General features: G+C 73.2%; 1 protein-coding gene and 1 pseudogene. One reads left to right on the top strand and one right to left on the bottom strand.

Translation table 11 applies throughout. From position 1 onward, the window contains the following. The coding region (locus tag KBX39_RS27685) for an AMP-binding protein (RefSeq protein ID WP_210873308.1) at positions 1-1,721 on the bottom strand (1,721 nt) is incomplete at its 3' end. Positions 1,722-2,537: 816 nt separating this feature from the next. Here KBX39_RS27685 and KBX39_RS27680 point away from each other — a divergent pair. Then, positions 2,538-2,955, top strand: a pseudogene (locus tag KBX39_RS27680) (ATP-grasp domain-containing protein); the annotation flags it as partial.

Here is a 2,955-nt window from a genome sequence, read left to right as displayed (position 1 = left end):
GTGACGAACCGCTGGGCGGTCAGTTCGGGGCGGTTGAGGTAACCGTCGGCGACGCCGAAGCCGGCGATCAGGATCTCCCCGGGAACCCCGGCCGGCAAGAGGTCGAGGTTCGCGTCGACGACGCGGACCTGCCGGTTCGGCATCGGCCAGCCGATCGGCACGTACGCGCCACCCCACCCGGCCGACGCGTCGAACCAGGTGCACGCCACGGCGATCTCGGCCGGCCCGTACGCGTTGACCACCCGCGTGCCCGCCGTCAGCCACCGCTGGGCCAGCCGTGGCGGGACGGCCTCGCCGCCGAAGATGACGCAGCGGAGGCCGGGACAGGCGGCCGGGTCGAGCGGGGCGATGTTGGTGGCCGGTCCGAACGTGTGCGTGACGCCCTGGGTGTTGACGAGGTCGGTGAGCCGGCGCGCGTCGAGCAGATCGTCGCGCGGGCACACGACGACGCGGCCCCCGCCGGTGAGCGCGGCGAAGATCTCCCCGAACGCGGCGTCGAAGACCGGTGCCGCCGAGTGCAGCATCCGGCTGCCGGGGCCGATGGCGCACTCGCCGGTCATCCACGCCAGGAAGTTCGCCAGCCTCTCGTGTGACAGCACCACGCCCTTCGGCGTGCCTGTCGAACCCGACGTGTAGATGACGAACGCCGGCGCGTCCACCGGCACCGCAGGCAGATCCGCCACCGCACCGGCCGGTACCGCGGGCCAGCCGTCGTCCAGCGCCACCACCGTGACCCCGTCGCCGGCGGGAATCCGGGGCGCTACCGCACCGACCGTCAACACCACCCGCGCGCCGTGGTCGGCCAGCAGCACCCGCATCCGCTCCGCGGGCCACGACACGTCCATCGGCGTGTACGCGGCACCCGCCCGCAGCACGCCCATCGTCGCCACCAGCGACCACAACCCGCGCTCCAACGCCACGGACACCACGTCACCGGCACGGACACCCACCGACCGCAGGTACGCCGCCAGCAGCCCGGACCGGCGATCCAGCTCCCCGTACGTCAGCACCTCGTCGCCCGCGACACCCGCCACCGCCTCCGGCGACCGCCGCGCCCAGCTCAGCACGAGCTCGTGGATCGGCTCACCCGGGATCTCCCGCACCGGGCCGCGCCCCCACGTCAGCAACCGCTCCCGTTCCGCGGCGTCCAGCAACGGCAGTCGCGACAGGGCGATCTGCGGCGCCGCCGTCCCGGCGGAGACGAGCACCACCACCTGATCCACGAGTCCCCGCACGAACTGCGCGGAGAATCCCTCCACCGCGTAGTCCACCCGCAGCACGGACCCGTCCGCCGCCACGCGCACCACCATGTCGACGTCCACCACGGCCGGTCCCGTCTCCGCCACCGGACCGTCGGTGAACTCCACCGCCACCGGGTCCGGCCGGTCCGGGCCCGCCACCGGCGCCGTCCACGCCAGTCCCACCCGCGCCGCCAACTCCCCGAATCCCGGGTCGCCCGAGACGTCCACCCGCGCCACCGACCCACCGGCCGGGGCCAGCCCGAGCACCACCTCGTCCTGGCCGGTCCAGCGGGCCAGGACCGCCACGAGCCCCGCCACCACGACGTGTCCGGCCGGTGTCACGCGCGACGGCCAGGCGGGAAGCACCCGGTGCACCGAGGCCGCCCGCGCGGGCCACACCGCCGGCCTCCGCAGGTCCCCCACGAGTTCCAGAGCAACCGCGCCGTCCGCGGCCTGGGCGCCATCGAACCCGACAGACAACAGCTCGACCTCCGATCGAAAGGGGACGACCGAAAGGCTCAGGGCCGCGACGATCGGTCAGCCGGGATGCCGTACGCCGGACGGCGGGGGTTGGCGCGAGGCGCGTCGACGGGCGGCACCGCTCGCGGGCCACCCGATCCGGTGCGCTGAGAGTGGCAACGACGAGCCGACGGGGCCCGACCATACGAAGCGCTGTGCAGTGACGTACACCCCTAGAGATCGGCACGTCGACCCCTAGCGCATCAGCCGGAGATCTCCTCCCCGGGCAGGCCCGGGACGTTTCGGCGGTGCCCGCCGGCCGCGTCGAGGCCGGGCCGGCGATGTGAGCTGGCAGGGGGCGTGGCCGTCGGAATCCGGGCACTCGACAGCGCGGGCTGCGACAGCGCCGTCCGGCGACTCCAGCCCTTCTGAAGAACAGCTTTTCGGTCAGCCCGAGTCGATGGTCCCGCTAGGAGTATCGGCGGCCTCGGCGGCGAAAGAGCCGTCCGCGTTCGCCTGTCTGGCCCATCCCGGGGCAGTGCATAGTGACTATGATCTTTCGATCATGACGCCGGTCGGTGGCTGGAAACTCGACCGCTGACCGGCGGTGTGCACCTCGCCGCCGCAACGCTGGCCATGAGCCAGCCGGCTTCCCGGCCGGTCCAGCTCACGACCGTCCGGTCGGTGCACGCGGCACGCCTGGCTCTCGCGGCCGAGCGGCCGCATCAGGACCGGGAGCCCACCCCTTCGGCCACGTTCTCCGCTGTTCGTGGCTGTGGCGCACCGGTTTCACCGCCACCCCGAGGCCCGCACCGGGCCGGCATGTCAGGAGACTAGATGCAGGCGCCCATCCAGGTACAGGTGTTCGCACACGACGGGGTGGTCCTGGCCCGACCGCCCGACCCGTCGGCCACCGCCGACAGCCCCTATCTCGCCGGCGCGGGCGCCGCTCTCCACAACGGCCTGGACATGATCACGGGTCTGCACCTGACCCTTCCGCACCAGTCGGCGGCGATCTGCAGCACCGGCTCCAGCGCGGACAAGTCGCTGCGTCTGCTCAGCCGGAGTGGTCTGAAGACGCCCAGCGACCTGCGGAAGTTCCGTTCCGGCGCGCAGGCGGTGCGGTACGCGCGGGAAGCCGTCGAGCGGGGCGAGACGCTGGAGTTCCAGTTCCCTCCGCATGACCCGCTGCTGCGGGCCGCTCGCGCCCGGGTGCCCGCGGATCTGGTCGCCCGCCTCAACAACAAGACCGTGC

This window comes from Micromonospora sp. D75 (assembly GCF_018070405.1).
Classification (GTDB): Bacteria; Actinomycetota; Actinomycetes; order Mycobacteriales; family Micromonosporaceae; genus Micromonospora; species Micromonospora chalcea.
Note: the sequence above shows the minus strand (reverse complement) of the source record. Positions and strands in the feature narration are given on the sequence as shown.